17 protein-coding genes and 1 pseudogene are annotated in these 17,963 nt (G+C 46.8%); 6 read left to right on the top strand and 12 right to left on the bottom strand.

Annotated elements, in window-relative coordinates; genetic code table 11:
- Positions 1 to 362 precede the first annotated feature (362 nt).
- Both EHV15_RS07625 and EHV15_RS07630 read right to left on the bottom strand, forming a co-directional pair.
- Positions 363 to 1,529, bottom strand: coding sequence for a YhgE/Pip domain-containing protein (locus EHV15_RS07625; protein WP_128635244.1), 1,167 nt, complete (start codon positions 1,527 to 1,529; stop codon positions 363 to 365).
- Positions 1,530 to 1,570: 41 nt separating this feature from the next.
- Positions 1,571 to 2,350: a nuclear transport factor 2 family protein gene (locus EHV15_RS07630; protein WP_128630708.1), complete on the bottom strand. Its 780-nt coding sequence runs from the start codon at positions 2,348 to 2,350 to the stop codon at positions 1,571 to 1,573.
- A gap of 193 nt (positions 2,351 to 2,543) precedes the next feature.
- Between EHV15_RS07630 and EHV15_RS07635 the strand changes: the two genes are divergently transcribed.
- Positions 2,544 to 3,149: a TetR/AcrR family transcriptional regulator gene (locus EHV15_RS07635; protein WP_128630709.1), complete on the top strand. Its 606-nt coding sequence runs from the start codon at positions 2,544 to 2,546 to the stop codon at positions 3,147 to 3,149.
- A gap of 75 nt (positions 3,150 to 3,224) precedes the next feature.
- Here EHV15_RS07635 and EHV15_RS07640 read toward each other — a convergent pair whose 3' ends face one another.
- A complete protein-coding gene (locus tag EHV15_RS07640; RefSeq protein ID WP_128630710.1) occupies positions 3,225 to 4,616 on the bottom strand; it encodes an MATE family efflux transporter in 1,392 nt (463 codons plus the stop codon).
- A gap of 394 nt (positions 4,617 to 5,010) precedes the next feature.
- Positions 5,011 to 5,370, bottom strand: coding sequence for a winged helix-turn-helix transcriptional regulator (locus EHV15_RS07650; protein ID WP_128630712.1), 360 nt, complete (start codon positions 5,368 to 5,370; stop codon positions 5,011 to 5,013).
- A gap of 134 nt (positions 5,371 to 5,504) precedes the next feature.
- On the opposite strand from EHV15_RS07650, the gene EHV15_RS07655 reads away from it, so the two are divergent.
- Entirely contained in the window at positions 5,505 to 6,137 is a 633-nt protein-coding gene (locus EHV15_RS07655) for an FMN-dependent NADH-azoreductase (protein WP_128630713.1), read from the top strand.
- Between the two features lie 436 nt (positions 6,138 to 6,573).
- On the opposite strand, the gene EHV15_RS07660 is transcribed toward EHV15_RS07655, so the two are convergent.
- The gene (locus EHV15_RS07660) at positions 6,574 to 7,452 is read right to left on the bottom strand and encodes a helix-turn-helix transcriptional regulator (protein WP_128630714.1); all 879 of its coding nucleotides are present in this window, start codon (positions 7,450 to 7,452) and stop codon (positions 6,574 to 6,576) included.
- Positions 7,453 to 7,576: 124 nt separating this feature from the next.
- On the opposite strand from EHV15_RS07660, the gene EHV15_RS07665 reads away from it, so the two are divergent.
- Positions 7,577 to 7,996: a Dabb family protein gene (locus tag EHV15_RS07665; protein ID WP_246061396.1), complete on the top strand. Its 420-nt coding sequence runs from the start codon at positions 7,577 to 7,579 to the stop codon at positions 7,994 to 7,996.
- Positions 7,997 to 8,189: 193 nt separating this feature from the next.
- Here the strand turns inward: EHV15_RS07665 and EHV15_RS07670 are convergent, their stop codons facing one another.
- Positions 8,190 to 8,876 carry a TetR/AcrR family transcriptional regulator gene (locus EHV15_RS07670; RefSeq protein WP_128630715.1) on the bottom strand — a complete coding sequence of 229 codons (687 nt, stop codon included), beginning with the start codon at positions 8,874 to 8,876 and terminating at the stop codon, positions 8,190 to 8,192.
- Positions 8,877 to 9,011: 135 nt separating this feature from the next.
- Between EHV15_RS07670 and EHV15_RS07675 the strand changes: the two genes are divergently transcribed.
- On the top strand, positions 9,012 to 10,364 hold the full coding sequence (locus EHV15_RS07675) for an MATE family efflux transporter (protein WP_128630716.1): 1,353 nt from the start codon (positions 9,012 to 9,014) through the stop codon (positions 10,362 to 10,364).
- A gap of 86 nt (positions 10,365 to 10,450) precedes the next feature.
- Here the strand turns inward: EHV15_RS07675 and EHV15_RS07680 are convergent, their stop codons facing one another.
- Positions 10,451 to 11,020, bottom strand: coding sequence for a PadR family transcriptional regulator (locus EHV15_RS07680; protein ID WP_128630717.1), 570 nt, complete (start codon positions 11,018 to 11,020; stop codon positions 10,451 to 10,453).
- Between the two features lie 149 nt (positions 11,021 to 11,169).
- Here EHV15_RS07680 and EHV15_RS07685 point away from each other — a divergent pair, with 149 nt between their 5' ends.
- Entirely contained in the window at positions 11,170 to 12,372 is a 1,203-nt protein-coding gene (locus EHV15_RS07685; RefSeq protein WP_128630718.1) for an alpha/beta hydrolase family protein, read from the top strand.
- Between the two features lie 19 nt (positions 12,373 to 12,391).
- Entirely contained in the window at positions 12,392 to 12,865 is a 474-nt protein-coding gene (locus EHV15_RS07690; protein WP_128630719.1) for a DUF4062 domain-containing protein, read from the top strand.
- 334 nt (positions 12,866 to 13,199) lie between these two features.
- On the opposite strand, the gene EHV15_RS07695 is transcribed toward EHV15_RS07690, so the two are convergent.
- The 5 genes and pseudogenes from EHV15_RS07695 to EHV15_RS07715 form a co-directional block, all read right to left on the bottom strand.
- On the bottom strand, positions 13,200 to 13,382 hold the full coding sequence (locus EHV15_RS07695; protein ID WP_128630720.1) for a hypothetical protein: 183 nt from the start codon (positions 13,380 to 13,382) through the stop codon (positions 13,200 to 13,202).
- Positions 13,383 to 13,521: 139 nt separating this feature from the next.
- Positions 13,522 to 13,635, bottom strand: a pseudogene (locus EHV15_RS38010) (DinB family protein); the annotation flags it as partial.
- A 27-nt stretch (positions 13,636 to 13,662) separates the two neighbouring features.
- Positions 13,663 to 16,254, bottom strand: coding sequence for an ABC transporter permease (locus EHV15_RS07705; protein ID WP_128630721.1), 2,592 nt, complete (start codon positions 16,252 to 16,254; stop codon positions 13,663 to 13,665).
- Positions 16,251 to 16,934, bottom strand: coding sequence for an ABC transporter ATP-binding protein (locus EHV15_RS07710; protein WP_128630722.1), 684 nt, complete (start codon positions 16,932 to 16,934; stop codon positions 16,251 to 16,253). The genes EHV15_RS07705 and EHV15_RS07710 overlap by 4 nt, the downstream gene beginning before the upstream one ends.
- Before the next feature lie 23 nt (positions 16,935 to 16,957).
- A complete protein-coding gene (locus EHV15_RS07715) occupies positions 16,958 to 17,896 on the bottom strand; it encodes a VanZ family protein (RefSeq protein WP_128630723.1) in 939 nt (312 codons plus the stop codon).
- Positions 17,897 to 17,963 lie beyond the last annotated feature (67 nt).

Below are 17,963 nucleotides of genomic sequence, written 5' to 3' on the forward strand. Positions count from 1 at the left end.
GTGGGAAGAAGGACGGTTCGATGGGATCAAATGCAAAAGTACATTTGAATTTCCGCAAATTTCTGCGTTTGAGCGGTTGAAGTGCAAAAATACATCTCATTTGCAGCAATTGGGTAAAAAAGTAGCTTATGATCGGAAATGAACTGCATATTTGCATTTGAACCACCCGTTTCGAGGCGTTTCGACGAATATCGCATGTACTTTTGCATTTCGTGGGGCGTCCCCCTCTTCCTTTTTTCAAGCCCCGCATTCCATCGCCGTCAAAAAAGAACCCTCCAGACGCGGAGGGTTCTTGCATTTTATCGAATTTGGAGGGAGATATGTAAAGGCTACCCGTGAGGGTGCCTCAAGAAATGATTTCATTAGGGGTTATGCGCAATTTCAACCTCTTTTTTCTGTTCCGGCTTACGGGAACGTTTAAAGGCAGATGCAAGCAAGACCAAAAGGCCACAGGCGCCGATCCAAATTAAAGCGAATGTGGGATGATTCATGCGCAGGCCTTGCCCGAAGAAGAACAGCTCACGCAGCCCATCAACCATGAAACGCATCGGCAACCATGAGTGTATCCAATCCCGGTAAAACGAAGATAATAACTCGGGAGCGAAATTAAGAAGCGGCGCACCGATGAATAAGAACAATACAAAAATAATCATGCCTTTAAATCCAATCCAAGAGAAAACGGCAGCTATCATGAGAAAATATACTAAATAAGCAATAGCCAAGAGTAAAGCCGTATCCGTAAAATGAGGAATGTGCAAACCCCAACGCTCGGCGAACCAGGCGAGGCTAAACCCGCTGGCCAAAGCCATGACCGCTCCCCAAAAAACTTGGACTATATTCGCCCGAAGCCGTTCATTGCGACTTGCATAATTTGATTTGTTTTTAACCAGCAAGAAAATCACGTTTCCGATCAGACTGGCCATCCACAAAGGTTGGAACATCAAAACCGGTGAATTCCCGTTTGCACTATGCGTACCGATTGCATTCACATAGATGACTTCGCTAACGATTGGCAAAGCTAATGCGACGGCTTGTTTCGTTGAGATCGCAGCGCCTTGCCGCTCGAAAGCCGTTAATAGCTCAGCACGCATCTCCTCATTTATCCCACTAATCGCTTGATTTAGCATTTCCCCAGCCATACTCGATGCCGATGCATTCATGCCTTGGTTGACATAAATTCGCACCCGGGGTGCAGACGGATCCGGCGTCATCAGCGATGCCTGCTTCTCGCTGTAATCCTGGGGAATCACCAATGCAGCATAGTATTCTTGGTTATCAAGTCCTGCTTTTACTTCCTGTTCACTATCAACTTCGATCCATTTCATCGCCGGCTCTCCATCCGAATTGGCAGAGGTTGCCAACTGAATATTAGACACAATCCTCTCGCCTTGATCCGCATTCACAATGGCAATGGGCAAGTTATGGGGAGCAGGATTGATGCTGGGAATCATGGCAAGGCTAAAAATGAAGACGACAGCAATAACGATAAACGGTAATGCCACAATTAGTCTGTTTTTAAATAAGCTCATACGTTTTCCTCTGTTTTTCTTGCGATTCAGCTGCATCAGCCTCAAAATCTGCTGTTCGAATTCTTTCGTTTTTCCGCCGGCAGTATAGCCTCGATTACGTCCCAATGTTCGGCGATCTTCGCATCCTCCACGCGGAACAAATCGTAGAAAGCGGTAGGCTGACCATCGAAGAGACCTTCACTCACCGCAAGCACAAAATCGCCTTGTCCGATGACCTGATGGACATGGGTATATTGAAATTCAATATTTTTCTCCTTAAGGGCCTGCAATGCAGCATGGAGACCGGAAAGGCCGTCCGCAATATGCGGACTATGCTGAATGTAGTTATCCCCAGCAAAGTAAGAGGCAAGCAGGCTCGGATTCTTCCCAAGCAAGATATTATCAACATAGCTTTTGACAAATCCTTTGTTCGCATCGGTCTTGTCGATATCCCTTATCGCGACCGGCCCGTCAATCATCGTATGATGGCTTGGCGTCTTGTCCTCCATATCTTGCAAATTGTCCCAATGCTCGACGATCAGTCCATTCTCAAAACGGAAAATATCAAAGGCGATTTTAGGGCCGTGAAAATCATATACAGAATGAAGAGCCACATAATCTCCGTCGACTAAAGCGCGTTTAACGCTTACCTTTGTACCCATTTCCTTCAAATGATCAAGCGCGCCAAGCATGGCCCGGCGGCCATCGGGCAAGGCTTGGTTGTGCTGAATATATTTATCCGGATTTACGTAAGCCGTAATCGCTTCGGGATTGCCGCTCTCAAAACTTTCCAGTACAGCGATGGCCTTACGGACAAGCTCATTTTGATGATTGAATGTCATTAGAATATCCTCCTTGAGTCTATAGTCATTTAGATGAATAATGAACACTACGTTGTTTATTTATCTGTTGCTCATTATAATGAAGGTTAATCCAACGCTCAATATTTAATAATTTTAATTTTGAAGGATAACAGACAATTCATAAGACCTTTGTCGCTTAACGGTTAAAATTTAATGCTGGGGGAACGAAAAAGTGAACAAAAAAACCGATCTAAGAATACTGCGCACGAACAAATCGATTCGAAAGGCGTTTTATGAGCTTATTCAGGAAAAAGGGTATGAAGCGATCACGATCCAGGATATTGCCGATCGGGCTATGATCAATCGAAACACTTTTTATCTCCACTATCAAAATAAACCCGATTTATTGGACATATGTATGAATGAGCTGCTGAGCGAGTTAAAAGATGTAGCCGTTCAATGCCCAATCAGCGCGAGTCCTTTCAGCACTTCCAAACTCGAGACAGTCATGCAAGCTGTGTTGGAACATATTTCGTGCAACACTTCTTTTTACTATGCCATGTTGGTTGATGAAAATAGAATTTATCAGTTTCGAGATAAAATGGAGAAAATCGTTAAAGATAAGCTGAATGAGGGGTGGAATCCCGCTGAGGGAAATTCAACTTTAGCGATATCCAAGGAATTGCTGCTCGAATTCCTCGTATCGTCTTTCATGGGGATCGTCATTTGGTGGCTAAAAAACGATCAGCCCCTTCCTGCAAGCGAAGTTTCATCCCAGTTTAGCAGAATCGTTGCCTACGGGCATTGGAAAGCGGCCGGCATCGCCGTAGAGGAATAAAATAAGCCCTCTTCCGACCAAACGGCGAAGGGGACTTTTGCTGTCGGCAAGCAAAAGTCCCCTTCAGATCCGCATTTAACCCTGGGCCCCCATGCCGTTTTCCGGAACGGAAACAGGCTTCACGAGCGCTTTTTTCTCCCAGGCCCGGCTTCTCCAGCGAAGCAGCATGATAACCCCGCGCAGCCATTCGTCCACCACAAAAGCGATCCATACGCCAAGCAGCCCCATCCCGAAATGAACGCCCAACGCATAAGCAAGCGGCACGGAAACTCCCCACATCGAGAGCACGCCCATCAAGACGGGAAAACGCGCATCCCCGGCGGCGCGCAGCGAATTGATGATGACCATATTGAAGGTCCGGCCGGGTTCGAGTACGATGGAAAGCAAAAAAATACTCGCTCCGGCGGCGATGATCCCGGGGTCCTTCGTGAACATGCCGATTAGCTCATGCCGGAATATCGCTGCCGCACTGACGATAGCTAAAGTTAATACAAAGCTGATCCTCACGCTTTTCATGAGCCGCTTGTAGGCTGCTTTCATTTCCCCCGCACCGACCATTTGACCGACAATAATTTCCGTACCCGCCCCGATTGCCATCGCAAGCGCCATAAAATAGTTGGATACGTTCATGACGTAAACATGGGTGTTTAACGCCGTAATTCCGATCATATTGACAAAACTGATAATCATGAGGTACTGCGACTGCCAGGAGAGATGCTCGCCCGCGGCAGGCAAGCCGACGCTCAAAATCTGTTTCAAGTAGGAACCGTTCCAGGTAATATAATCCTTTCCGCGAATTGGTGCAGGAACCCGCCGATACAAAATGATAAAAAGAACGACGATGCCCAGCAAACGGCTAACGACCGTCGATATAGCCGCACCCGTCACGCCCCACTCCGGAAAGCCCAGGTTCCCGAAAATGAGCAAATAATTTCCTGTCACATGAATGATATTGACGCCTAGAGTTACGAACATAACACTTTTGGTGTGTCCGCTCGAACGGATGACCGACGACACCGCATAAGAGAGCGCCTCAATCCACATAAAACCGCCGATGATCTTTAAATAATGGCTTGCGATTCCGATTTGTTCGGGATCTAACTTCAACAGATGCAGGAGAGGCTCCCCATAAAAAACGAGAACCAAGCTGACGAGAATCCCGAAAATCAGGTTCAGCGTAATGGCCAGCGCCGAAATGCGGCTCGCCTCTTTCTCCCGCCCGGCGCCGATATACTGGGAGACCGCGACGCTGGTGCCGATGCCGACAAAGCCGAACATCAGAATGCAGAAGTAGATAATTTCGTTGGCCAAACCTACTGCCCCGGTCGCCTTATCGGAGATGCGGCTTAACATAAACACGTCCACCGTGCCCAGCAGCATCCGCAGTACGGAATCGACGAAAATGGGCCAAGTCACGGCAAAAAGACTAAGTTTCTTCCATGATGGAATACGATCTGTTAGTGTCACGTTTTACAAGCTCCTACTATGTCTATTCTTTTTTCACTTTCCCCAGTGTAGCGCCCGATAGGCCAACACGTCTATGTGTATTTTAGTTTATATAAAATCAAGTCGGGCTTCGCATTGATCTCGGGTGACAACATAAAGAAAAAAAGGGCGCGCCTACCTTACGAAGTCGTCAAACAAGCAAAATGTATGATTCTTCGTTGGCCAGGGTGGAATCTTTCGGCACATTTTGAAACCGGCCCCAATGTAGTCGCAGATGTCAATTATGTTGCAAGCACCGTCAAGGATTGTCCGCCTGAAATCAAAGACTGTGCCGAACGATAATTGGCTAACATTCTGCACGATAGGCGGATTGTGACGCGATGCAGAACGAAACGGACTAGCGTAATGTCGAATGCTAGTCCGTTTCTGTTTGTTCATTATTCGCCATTTTGAGCTGCTTTCGCTCGACATGGGCCGCTCCCCATTGATGTAAGGATTCCAAAATCGGAGAAAGGCTCTTGCCGTATTCCGTGATGGAGTATTCCACTTTCGGCGGGATTTGCGGATAAATGACTCGTTTAACGATCTCTTCCTCCTCCAATTCCCGTAGATGGAGCGTAAGCATCCTTTGAGTGATATCAGGCAGCAATCTTCTTAGCTCATTAAACCGCAAAGGTTTACCTTGAAGCAAATGATAAAGGATCATCGGCTTCCATTTGCCGACGATCGAATCCAGCGCCGCAACGAATTGACATTGGACAGGGTTCTTTTGCATACGTCCGCCTCCCTTACAGTACCTTTTTTAATACTATACCACATTATTGTGCGTACTTCACAAATAAAATATATATTATATGATTAACCCTAGAAAGGGTATTTAATATAATTACAGAAGGGAAGTTTTGATTCATGGCAACAGTACTGTACATCACCGCACACCCCCTGGATTCCCAGTCATCTTTTAGTCTCGCGGTAGGGGAAGAATTTATAGAAGCATATCGTCAAGCAAATCCAGCCGACGAAGTGATTCATTTGGATCTGTACAAAGAGAATATTCCGCAAATCGATGCCGATGTTTTACATGGTTGGGGAAAGATTCGGTCGGGTTCGTCTTTCGATCAACTGTCTGATGCGGAGAAATCAAAAGTAGCTCGTCATGAGGCGATTGTTGATCAATTCGTGGCTGCTGATAAGTACGTATATGTTTCCCCCATGTGGAATTTCTCGATCCCACCGGTTTTGAAAGCATACACGGATGCGACATCAGTTGCGGGTAAGACTTTCAGATATACCAAAAATGGTCCTGTAGGTCTGTTGTCCGGCAAGAAAGCCTTACACATTCAAGCTAGTGGTTCCGTTTATTCGGAAGGTCCGCTTGCTCCGGTTGAAATGGGATACAGCTATCTTAAAAAGGTTTTACAGTTCTATGGGATTCAATCTATTGAGGCGATTTTTGTTGAAGGAACGGCATCATTAGAGCAAGCTCCAGCTATTAAAGAAAAAGCAATTGCACATGCGAAGGAAGTTGCCAAACGTTTCTAATAAGGGGTTTGGCTGCAAGCTGAACGAGCGCCGCTTTTAGGAAAGAGCAGAGAGTGCAGTATCAGTCGTGGGGGCCAGATGGCTCTAACTTCTACTTTGGAGCGATTGGAGGGATGGGTTCCCATCCCCTCTTCTGTTCTTTGAGTAACCTTCCCCTTTTTTCATGAACAGTAGCGTTGAGCACCTCGGCCCTTTCCAATCTGTAGTCTACATCCAGTGGACGTTGCTCTAACGGACACCAGCGACCTTATCCGCCCATTTCCCGGGTATTTCCCAGGCTAACGGACACACATGACCCTATTCCTCTCTAAACTAGTTCATCCAGGCCGATTTGAGGTAAATAAGAGCATCTGTGTCCGTTACATTTTGCAAACCTCCGTTTTTCCCCAAATAACGGCTCTGGTGTCCCTTAGCCCCCACGTCCCTCTTCTCCACACTAAACTCTTTGAAAAGATTCAAAAGATCCCGGGCGCCGGCTCTGATAATCACTTACCAGCCGCTGCATTTTTTCCACCGTGCCGTCTTGATGGGGAACATGGATGGAAACCGTCAGGTTTGAATCGTCCAAATACTGAAACGAAACAAGATCAAAATTCAAGGTCCCGAGATTCGGACACTGCAGTACCTTGGGAGCATCGATGGCATCGAGAACGTCATGGGTGTCCCAAAATTCCCGAAACTCGCTGCTAACTTGGCACAGCGCCTTGAACTGCTCAGACCACCAAGGGTCGTCAACGTGACGTGCATATCCGGCGTGGAATTTTGCGGCGATCCGCCGCGCATGCTGTTCCCATTGGTCCCCTTTGATGTAGCGAAAACGGGGAGATGTAAACGTCATCCAGACAAAATTCCGCTCCCTTTCAGACATAGCCGCGAGTTCCCCGTTCAACGCGCAATAGGCTGCATTCCAGGCAATAATGTTCATTCGCGCATCCATAACATTCGACGGGGACAGGTTTTGGCTATCCAAAAAACGTTGAAGCGCAGGTGTTACCTTAGGGGGCTTCTCTGTTTCGATCAAGGGGAACTGCTTACGGGCAAGATGAAACAAGTGCCTGCGTTCCGACTCATCCAACCGAAGCACTCCCGCTATTCGCTCGAGGACCTCGGCGGATACGTTGATATGACGCCCTTGTTCCAAGTAGGTATACCAATCCAATCCCACATCTGCCAACAGAGCGACCTCACCGCGGCGAAGTCCGGGTGTACGTCTGCGTCCGGACTCCGGCAATCCCGCTTGCTTAGGGGTTATTCGTTCCCGGCGCGTGCGCAAAAAACGGGACAACTCCGCGTAACGATCCAATCCGTCCGACATGATCTCCATGCCTCCTATCCATTGATGAACGTAGGAGTCCCAATCCTACGATAACCAGATCTCTTCCTAGCCTCGTCAGGTCCATATACACTAGTCTATGTTCTCCTTAGGGAAAATAGCAAGAATGGATGAAGCAGCAATGATCGGCCCAACCTGTTCAATCCAGATTGAAGCAACTGCAAAGCGAAGTATAATTTCAAGAACCTTGGAGGAAAAAAAGATGTTCGAGCATATTGTGCTATTGAAACTCAAACCCGATGTTTCTATTGACCAACAAGAAGATGCGGTGAAGCGCGTGCATGCCTTTAAAGGGAACATCCCGGGTATTGTCGATCTAAGCGCCGGGATTAACGTTACGGAGGAAACAGAGCACATGCAGGGCTTTACGCTGGGGATCAGAGTCACTTTTGAGAATCAGCAAGCTTGCCGGGATTATATTCAGCATCCCCTGCATCAACATTTTTTGCAATCCATTGGCCCATTTGCCGAAGGGATCGTAGTCATGGATTACCCGAATGAATCAGTGCATCAAAAAGGGAACTAGACGCCCGCATTCTTTCATGTTGGCAAACCCTTTTTCCTCGCGTTCCCTTAGCGCGCATATAACCTGTTTTCGAACCCTCGCTCTCCAGGTCGAGGGTTCGATCGCGTTGCGTCAGGATGCCGCAGCTTATAGCGCTCATTCGCTGGTCCGCCATCGAAAGGCCACTCGTAGAAGAAGTGCCGAGCAATGCATTTTATTTCTCCTGCTCCTTTATCACCTGCTCAATCCCAAGCAGAATCAGCTTCAAGCCGAACTCAAACGCCCCGTCGGTCCCCATCAGCTCGTACAGCCCGTTCGTGAACATCCTCCGGAACAGTCCTGCTTCCGTCTCGCTCATGGAGTCCAGCAGGCGGAGCATCTCCTCGCCCGGAAGCGCTTCTGCTCCCTTTTCCTTAAGGATAGCGGAGACATTGCGCTCATGCTGATAAGCGTCCAGAACGAAGAAGTAGACATAGTTGACAAACGTAGTAATGACTTGCATTTTCTGCTCTTGCTCAAGCGGCGTCGATTCCACGCAGAGCAGCATCCGGTTGGTAAACCGGATAATGTCCGGTTCATGGGGGAGCGTCATCATCATGAGCTGCGTGGAGCAGGGATACCGGCTGAGCACGCTCCGTACCGTTCCCGCAAGCCCTGTCAGCTGCTCCTTCCAGTCTCCCTCGGAGTGAAACTCCTCCAAAATGATTTTCGATACCTGATTAGCCAGCCGCTGGTAGAGGTTCTGCTTGCTCTTGAAGTACCAGTACAGAGAGGGAGCCTGAATCCCCAGCCGGTCGGCCAGTCGTCTCATGCTGAATTTCTCGATCCCCCCCTCCCCCAGAAGCTCCCAAGAAGCTTCCAAAATCCTATCCTCCGAAATTTGAGGCTGCTGCTTTTTCATCGTTATCCGCCCTTTTATCTAACAGTGTAAGTTTATGCTTTACAGGTCTATAGTTTCATGATATCATCTAACACTGTAAGGTTCAAACTAACACTGTTAGATAAGAACAAATATATAAAGAAAGTGGTGACCCGCATGGATGCAGAAAACCTCCATTATTTTGAAAAAGCACCGATCGCTAAAGCCGTAGCTCACTTCGCTGTACCAATGATGTTAGGTACGTCAATGAGTGTCATCTATTCCATCTTGAATGCCTATTTCCTTGGTACGCTGGGCAATACCGCCATGTTAACCGCACTCGCATTAACTTTGCCGTTATTCGCGATCATCATGGCTCTAGGCAACTTGATTGGCATAGGCAGCGGTACCTTCATCTCCCGTTTGCTGGGTGAGAAAAAATATGAGGATGTAAAGCATGTGTCTTCATTCGCCTTTTACAGCAGTTTAGTTCTCGGTCTTATCTTAATTGCCGTTGGCCTCCCGTTGATCGACCCAATTGTTCATGGCCTGGGGGCAACGCCTGACTCCTTCGGCTTCACGAAGGACTATGTCACGATTATGCTTATGGGTTCACCATTCGTCGTGTTATTCTTCACGCTGGAGAATATCGTGCGTTCGGAGGGTGCGGCTGTCACGTCGATGATCGGTATGATTCTGAGTGTTGTCGTGAATATTATTCTCGATGCGCTGGCCATCTTCGTTTTCCATTGGGGCGTGATCGGCGTTGCGTCTGCTACGGTCATTTCTAACTTGGTTGCGAGTGTATTCTACGCCTTCCATATGGGATATAAGAGCCAATTTTTAACCGTCTCCGTAAAATGGTTCAGGGCTACCAAGGATATTCTGAGCAATGTATTCAAAATCGGAGTTCCCGTCTTTATTATGAGTATCTTCTTGGGTGCAATGTCGCTTATCTTTAACCATTTTCTTGTCGAATATGGAGATCAGGCCGTAGCGGCTTACGGAATTTCATCGCGTTTATTGCAGTTTCCTGAGTTTATTCTGATGGGTTTATGCGAGGGAGTCGTGCCGCTCATTGCCTTCTCTTTTGCAGCGGATAAATTACGCATGAAGCATACCATAGGATTCACGATCAAAACGATTGTGGCGTTAGCCGTCGTGTTCGGCGTCATCGTCTATCTGATTTCCGACCACTTGATTGGTTTATTTTCGAATGACCCGCAATTAATTGAAATGGGCAGCTACATTCTGCATGTGACGTTCTTATCCTTGTTCATTACTGGAATGACCACGTTGTTTACGGGGATCTTCCAAGCAACAGCGCAAGGAACCGCCGCGTTCATGATGTCCGTTATTCAGGGAATTACTCTGATTCCTGTGTTGTTTATTGCCAATCAAATGAGCGGCTTCCACGGGGTGGTCTGGTCGCTCGTCATTGCCGATGCAGTAGCGTTCCTTGTTGGAGCCATCATGCTGTATGCGCTGCGGAATAAATTGCAGCCGGATTTGGAAATTTTAGCACAGTAGAAAACAAAACAAATAACACGAAAGAAGGCAGGATCAGGGCACTCCCCGTTCCCGCCTTCTTAGGCACATTGGGGAATAGGCTATTGTCAGATATGGTTCACCGTTCTACTCGCAAGCTTATGCTGCTTTAACACCTCCAGCATCCTATTACACCAGAGGATACTTGCCTCCTCGAAGTTTATCCCCATTTCTATAACGGAAATTGTAGAAAACAGAGGGTTATTGACGTCAGGGCTCTGTTCTTGAAAGGAAGAAATCCTCTCTCTATAATCCTCTAACGTGCGTTCATGTTGTTCTTTATTCTTCTCTATCAGGTTAATTAGGTCTTCCGGTCTTACTAACCAAGCACTGTACTGCTTCAACAGAAAGGTATCCGTATCACCTGCTTCAGGAAGCTCTAACACCCATGACTTTAAAGCATTAATACCATTAGGCGTAATTTTGTAAATTTTCCGGGGCGGACGATAAGAATCTTGTTCAATGGCTTGCAATTCAATAAGTTCGGCTTCCTCCAGTTTCGATAGAGATGGATAAAGCTGATTATTGTTAATTTTATAAAAATGAGTAATTCTGCTGTTGATTTGCTGCTTCATTTCATATCCACTTAATGGTTCCCTCGCCAATAGTCCAAGTAAAGTGTACTGGATATTATTCATTAAGTTCTCCTCTCTCCAACTATTAGTTCATATATTGTCATTCAGGCAATTAAGTTAATTATAACATAAAGCTATATTGACATATATAATTACATGGAATAATATTAACACGTGTTAAGTTTAACATAATATAAGGAGTGTGAATAATTGTGAAAATTATTTTTAATGATCAGACTTTTTCATTCAAATTGCTTCGCACAATGGGTTACGCAGCTTTTGGCGGGGCGGATATTGGCGAATGCTTATCTACTGCCTACCGAATTAAAGAAGGTAATTTTGAAAGCTGGTATGAGGAATGGCTGAGAACAGCAAACAGGGTTCATCGGGAAGCCGACGAAAGCAGCAAAAATGGCAATAAGATCAGCGCAAGAGACTTCTATTTGCGTGCATCAAATTATTATCGTACAGCCGAATTTTTTCTGCATGGCAATCCGTTGGATAAACGTATTCTCGAAACATGGGGGCTGAGCCGGAGCACATTCAGACAGGCTCTTACTTTACTTAATCTTCATTGGGAGATTGTTACTATTCCTTATGAAAATACTGAGCTGCCAGGTTACTTATATTTAGCCGGAAATCGACCAGGCCCTGTTTTGATTGTTCACGGAGGATATGATTCCACTGCAGAAGAGCTTTATTTCCAAGTCGTTATCTCTGCTTTAGAAAGAGGTTATCATTGTTTGGTATTCGAGGGGCCAGGACAAGGAGCCGTTATACGCGAACAGCAAATTCCATTCAGACATGACTGGGAGGCTGTTGTAACTCCTGTTGTCGATTATCTGGCCAAACGTCCGGAAGTCATTTCCGACAAAATCGCGTTAATGGGTATTAGTTTAGGCGGGTATTTGGCTCCGCGCGCAGCTGCTTATGAACACAGGCTCGCTGCTTGCATAGCGAATGACGGTTTATTCTCCTTCCAAGTGGGGGCAATAGCTGCGGGGTTAGGCGGTAAAGCAGGCGGTGAATTCGATTTAAGCTCACCAGAGACGGAGGATTTTATCGCGTCGATTATGGCCCAAGATACAGGCATTCGGTGGGGAATTGAAAATGGGGGTTTCACCTTTTCAGCAGCTAATCTGGAAGAACTTGTGCACAAAACGGAACCTTTTACTTTAGAAGGCGTTGCTGAACAAATCCAGTGTCCCGTGCTTGTTTGCGAAGCGGAACATGATCACGCCTTTGCAGGACAGCCCGAACGATTATACAAAGCTTTAAGGGGTCCCAAAACATATATGAAGTTTACTGCGGAAGATTCTGCTGAGGAACACTGCCATTTTGGAGCACTGAAATTGGCTAACCACCGTATATTCAACTGGTTGGATCAAGTTTTGACAAATAAAGTGAGCGAGTGATAGATTCTATTTATACGATCTGATTGAAGAAAGACATACCGCTGCTGAAGCCGTACTTCAAGCCGGGCATATCCCTGCTGGGATCGAGCAATTTTTCAAGGAAAGTCCAATGAAAATTAGGAAGAGATGGATCGACGAGTCCGATGTCTATATCCTGATTCTCGGAGGATTCTATGGTTTAACGCTTCCTGATGATGAATCCAAGAGCTATACGCAGTGGGAATACGAGTATGCCGGAGAAGCGGACAAACCCAGATTTGCTTTTGTGGTCACGGATGAAGCATTAAGACAAAAGCCATACGACTTCACAGCAATTGAATACTATCAGGAGTTTCAAGAGTTTAAGCAATCGGTCATGGAACAAGTCCCTATCTATTATGTTGAAGATGTACGGCACATTAAAATGGTACTTCGTGACCAATTGCCGGTGTATGCAGCAAGAGACGATTTGTATGGCTGGGTTTCCGGCAAGGATGTCCCGGACGTTCAATAGCTGTTGGAAGAGAATGCAAGATTAAAGGCGGAGTTGGAGAAAAAGAAATAAGAAAAACGCCTGACGGCGTCCTTTAGTGGCCCTGACTTCTACTTTGGAGTGTTGGAGGCTCTTCCTAAACTTTGAACGTTTCTCTAACGGACACCAGCGACCTTATCCGACCATTTCCCGGGTATTTCCCAGTCTAACGGACACAAACGACCCTATTTCGCTCTAAACCCGTTCATCCAGGCCGATTTGAGGTAAATAAGGTCTTCTGTGTCCGTTACATTTTACAAACCTCTGTTTTTCCTCAAATAACGGCTCTGGTGTCCCTTAAAAGAACGCGCCTAGATCAACCGGTTGTTCGAACGGCAAGACCGAGCAGATTTTCCCTTTGTGGCAAAACCACTTTCACCAGCTCATTCAAATACTGATCCGGACTATTTAATACTAAAATATACTTAACGCCATGCAGGCCAAACGCCTTTAGCTGAGGTTCAAACGGTTGACGATGATCGATAACATTGATCGGCACCGTTTTCTTTTGTCCATTCAATCGATTCGGGACGCGAGGCTGTAGCGATAACCTGAAGTCCAGCAAGCTTGACTAGTTGCAAGCTTCTTCGATGGATTCCCATGCGCTCGACCAGATCGGTCATTGACGTCTTCTCGTAACCTTGTTCCCAAAAGAGTGAAGTAACCGGCTTCTTTCCGATTTCTCTTGACCATATAGCCAATTGACCGATGTGATGGATCTCGTGGGCGATCACGTGCCGCATCACTTCGCCCTGACTTCAACCAAGTCAGGGCCGCTATCATATATTCTCTTGCTTTAATGCATCAATAATATTTTCCTTTCTTACTTTCGCGCCGGAATAAACCATCGCGGAACCGACAATGACAAATACGGCGACAATGACGGACAGAATGCTCATCCAAGGGAGGGTGAATCCGTAGCTGAATTTGTTCGCAAATGCTCTATAGATCGAATACATCACGACGAAACTAACGGGAAGCCCGAACACCAGCGACTTGACCCCGTAAAAAATACTTTCATAGTTCATCATTTTCGCAAAGCCTTTTGGCGTCATGCCTACGGATTTCAGCATCGCAAACTCTCGTTTGCGAAGAGACAACCCCGTCGAGATCGTATTAAAAATGTTGGCAATGGAAATCGCAGAGATTAATACGATAAAACCGTAAGAAAATACGGACATCAAGAGAATCTGCCGTTCTTCGCTTTTTCTGGATTGATATACATTGTAGACATTCAGATTGGTCTCCTGCATCTCTTCAATTTCCTGCTGCGTTCTCATCGGTTCCGTGCTTTTCAAATAGAGATACGTCGAAGCGTTAGCTTGGTCCTCGTCGCCTGCCAGCCGATTCAGGACGCGTTCCGACACGATCATATTTAACCCGCCTAAGCCTATCGGATTCATCCCCATCGGGGCTTGATCCGTCAATGCGGCAACGATCACTTTGTCTGCTTTTGTTTCTTCCCCATTTTCTTGATAGAAGTTCGTCAGCTCGATACTTTGACCGACCTTCGTATACACGGCCTTCGTCTGCACATATTTCCCCGTGCCCATATCTTTGTAATGAATCGTATCCATCACGATCGCGGCGGGATGATCCGGATCCGTAAGCTGCTCGTAGTCTGCGCCAACCGCTTTGGCGTAGGCTTGCAGACTTGAATCGTTTAAGGCAAGAATCTTAATATCGTAAGGGTATTTCCCGTCTTGCAGCATACTCTTATCCTGCTTAACCTTCTCTTGCAATTCATCGGCAATGATCGCTGCATCGACCCAAGCGTTCCCATATAACTCGTGAATCACGTTGTATTCCGTGACGCCATCCAGAGATACAATCGATTGTATCAACCGGTCATCTATTCTTTTTCCATGGCTGTACGACACTTCCATATCGTAATTGACGCCTTCCCGCGAAAGTTCCAGGGATTGTGTCATGCCGGCCGTAAAAAACGATACCGTCAAAAACAAAACAATGCTGATGACCAGCGAAAAAAGAATCGCATGATATCTCCGTTTGTTCCTTTTTAGGTTTTTCAGCCCGATTTCCGCTTCGATCCCGAAGAGCTTGCGAACGAACTTCGACGTCTTCACAGCTTTGGCCGTAAGCTTTACGTCGGTAGTTTGGCGAATCGCGTCCATAGCAGATACTTTGGAAGCTTTGATCGCCGGGAGATACGCCGAAACGAAAATCGTCAGCATCGAAACAAGACAAGCCATCAAAAGCGATAACGGCGTGACGATGAGCCTCAGCTTTTCACTGGTCCATAATGCCTCTTCAATCATTGCATTCATGAACCAAAAGGTGATCCCGATCCCGGCAAGACCGCATAGGATGCCAATGGGAATGCTGATCAAGCCAATGACGACACCTTCAAAAAGCACGGAATTTCGCTTCTGCCTTTTCGTAGCCCCCACGCTCGCGAGCATCCCTAAATGGCGGGAACGTTCCGAGACGGATATCGCAAAAGCGTTATAGATGAGCGAAACCGAGCCGATCATAATAACCGCCATAATGATCGCCGATAAGGAGAACATCATGCTGTACGAGGCTTCGCTTTTGGACAAGCCGTAATAATGAAGCAAATCGTTATTGTATTGGACGGTTTCAATTTGGTTTTGCTTAGCCAAATCCTCCGCATGAGCGAACAAGGACGGATTGACACGCTGCAAGACCACCGACGCATCGACTCGATCGTTTCCCCCGATGATATGATCATCGATATAGCTAATGATCGTATAACCCGGGGCCCACGCCGTTTCCCATACGGGACGCTTGATGAAGCCTACCACCGTATAATCCCTTATCTTGATTTGCTGCAACGTTTCGGTCAATGTGCCGTCTTCCCTACGCAGCGATTCGGTCTGATCCAGGGGATGACCGCCCCCTTGTTCGAATCGTTCGCCGACGCGAAGGGTTAGACGATCGCCGATTTCGTACTTCACTTTGGCGTTCGTGGCAACGGGCTCGGAGATCACAACTTCCTTGTCCGTACGCGGAAGACGCCCCTTGCTTAGTTCAACCTGAAATTGCGCGAAACCCTGCGCATCATATTCCTTAATGAACAAATACGGCTTATTGGGATTTTGCCCCCCTTCTAATGGGGCATAGCCAAGGTCTCTTGAGATCGCAACGGTTTTGGCTCTGTCATCGCCCCGTATCGCCGCCAGCTGTCCTTTGGTCACATCATGATATTGGACATGCCACTCCCCTGTATCCGCGATGGTCTGCCTAATCATTAAATCCGAAAAGGAAAAAACAAGCGTAGCGACAGCGGTCACCATGGCAACCGAAATGATGACGCCGATGATGGTTACAAGCGTTCGTCTCTTGTTCTGCTTCAGATGCCGGATGGTTAATGTATTGACAATATTCATCGCCTGATCACCTCGTCTTTGGCAATTCTCCCGTCTTCAATCGAAATGATCCTGTCGGCTTGCAAGGCGATCCGTTCGTCATGCGTGATCACGATCAGCGTCTGATGATAGGTCTTATTCAGCATTTTTAATAAGTCGATGATCTCGCTGCTATTCTTGCTGTCCAGGTTCCCGGTCGGTTCGTCGGCCAGCATGATCGCAGGATTGCCGATGAGCGCTCGGCCGATTGAGACACGCTGCTGCTGTCCGCCGGATAGCTGATTCGGCAGGTGGTTTAATCGATGCTGCAAATTCAACGTACTCACAAGGCCAGCTAATTGCTTTTGATCTACCTTTTGTTTATCCAGCAAGAGCGGCAGCGTAATATTCTCTTCCACCGTCAGGACGGGAATCAGGTTGAAAAACTGATAGATCAGGCCGATTTGCCTGCGCCTGAAGATGGCTAGCTGCGTTTCGTTCAAGGCATACATGTCCGTATCCTGAACATAAACTTTCCCGTCAGTCGGCCGATCCACACCGCCCAGCATATGAAGGAGCGTCGATTTCCCCGATCCGGACGGGCCGATAATCGCAACAAATTCGCCTTTTTGGACCGAAAAGGAAACATCGTCAAGCGCCTTCACCGCCGATTCGCCTGTGCCGTATACTTTAGACAGATGCTCGATTTTTAAAATTTCCATGGCCATACCTCTTCCCTTGTTGTTCAATTCCAGATATATACCATCTCTCTAAATCCAACATCCCATAGGGTTTCATTCCCCTCAATGGTTATCGTAAGCTCATTTGCCTGGGGGAGAAAAATTTCGACCCTATCCGGCTCATGGCGCTGATCTTTTGCAGATACGGACAGGAACTCATGTCCATCGATGGTAAGCTTGATGCTGCCTTGGAAATCCTTTTGATCGGGAATTCCATAATTCAAGAAGAAATACAACTCCTCCTTATTGCCTAACGTATACGTGTACGTTTCCTTCTTTTTACCTTCGATGTTATACACATTATATTGGGGTTCCACGTCTTGACCGCCAACCTTAAGACTGGACGGTTTGGTTCCCGTTAATGTGTTCCCGGTACTATCCTTCAAATCGTTTATCGCCACAAAGGGGCCCATTTCTTTGGTGAACACTTGGTCAAGCACTCCGAAGACTCCCCACACCCCGAGCATCAAGACAACACTGGAAATACCCGCAGCGGCAATATTTCTCCAGTTGTTTTTTGTACGAAAGCCAAGTTTGTACGCCCCGAATCCTACAGCTGCGCCCGAAGAGTTCTGTATGACGTCGTTAATATCAAAGCTGCCGAGGAAAGTTAGCGCCTGAATCGTCTCCACCACGAGAATGGACAGGATGAACAAAGTCATGAAGCGAACAAAGCTAGTCCGATATAACAACGGAATCAATATGCCAAAAGGGATGAAGGCGGCGATGTTCCCGAAATCCACAAAATCCATCAGCGCAGGATGCAGAAGATCGGATAGACCTGGCAGCTTAAAAAAACTGTCCGGTAAAAAAATAAAGGTGTACTCGGTAATTTGATCTACCTTACCTGCTCTGCCGAAAGCGAAAAACAAAAAATAAAGAATCAAAAGGGTATAGAATATCGTGATTGCAAAAATAATTTTACGCTGCTGCTTCGAATGCATGGTCTTACCTCCACCGTTCATCTGATGAATATCATTTTATCTGCCTAAAATGACTTTCCCGTGACGA

It is taken from the genome of Paenibacillus oralis (assembly GCF_003863965.1).
Classification (GTDB): Bacteria; Bacillota; Bacilli; order Paenibacillales; family Paenibacillaceae; genus Fontibacillus; species Fontibacillus oralis.